The following is a 524-nucleotide window of genomic DNA, read 5'->3' on the forward strand; positions in this document are numbered from 1 at the left end:
CGTATAAACCACATTCGTGGAGCTATGCATGAGTCCATGGGGGCGCGAGATGTATGACTAACCCGCATGTATCAAGGTAATTATGTATGCCTACAGGAACTTGGTCATACGCACACACGGCCACACCTGGCCTCGTGGTATCGGACTCGCGTGGCCTGACGRTCAGGACCGTRCAGTTCCACCGACGGCAGGCGGGCGATCCGCTTGAAACGCGGGTCACCCATCAACGGTTCGACGCCGCTGGCCGACCGGTTGCCAGCCGTGATCCGTATTTGTTTGCCCTGGCCCAAACCGACGCATCCGTCCCCGTCAACCTGAGTCAGACCTTCAGCCTGTCCGGCCTGCCGTTGGCGAGCCACAGCGTGGACGCCGGCTGGCGGCTGACGCTGCCAGGTGAGGCCGGGCAAGCCGTCGAACGCTGGGACGGCCGTGGCAGCCACTCACGGACCGAATACGACGAACTGCTGCGCCCGGTGGCCGTGCAGGAGCGTGGAGCAGACGTTGCCGAGCACGCACTGGAGCGC

Annotated in this window: 1 protein-coding gene; it reads left to right on the forward strand. The window is 63.6% G+C overall.

Features of this window, described 5'->3' with window-relative positions; genetic code table 11:
- Nucleotides 1–272 precede the first annotated feature (272 nt).
- Nucleotides 273–524: hypothetical protein (locus AC1DCY_RS27415; RefSeq protein ID WP_477355873.1), on the forward strand; the 252-nt coding region annotated here is incomplete at its 3' end.

This window comes from Lysinibacillus sp. 10T31 (genome assembly GCF_056394365.1).